A 253-nucleotide genomic window follows, 5' to 3' on the forward strand; every position below is an offset into this window, starting at 1 on the left:
CTACGACTCACACTGAGTTGCGTGCTTGGAGAAGAGTCTGCATCGTAATGTGCAGATTGTGCAATGACTTGAGCATTGGCCGGTGTGCTATTTGAGCCTGGAGAAATGTTGATCCCCCCTGCATATAAATTGCTATAACGGCTACTCACCCGGCGAACATAGTCTTGAGTTTCACGGAAGGGTGGAATACCGCCGTACTTTTGTACATTGCCTTCGCCAGTCTTGCGCTTGCAGGCTACAATGCTGGCGAAGG

At 50.2% G+C, this 253-nt stretch carries 1 protein-coding gene; it reads right to left on the bottom strand.

The window, feature by feature from the left end:
• A partial coding sequence (locus SB756_RS32755) for a lytic transglycosylase domain-containing protein (RefSeq protein ID WP_410913599.1) occupies positions 1-253 on the bottom strand: 253 nt, incomplete at both ends.

It is taken from the genome of Pseudomonas sp. SIMBA_068 (genome assembly GCF_046534705.1).
Lineage (GTDB): Bacteria > Pseudomonadota > Gammaproteobacteria > Pseudomonadales > Pseudomonadaceae > Aquipseudomonas > Aquipseudomonas putida.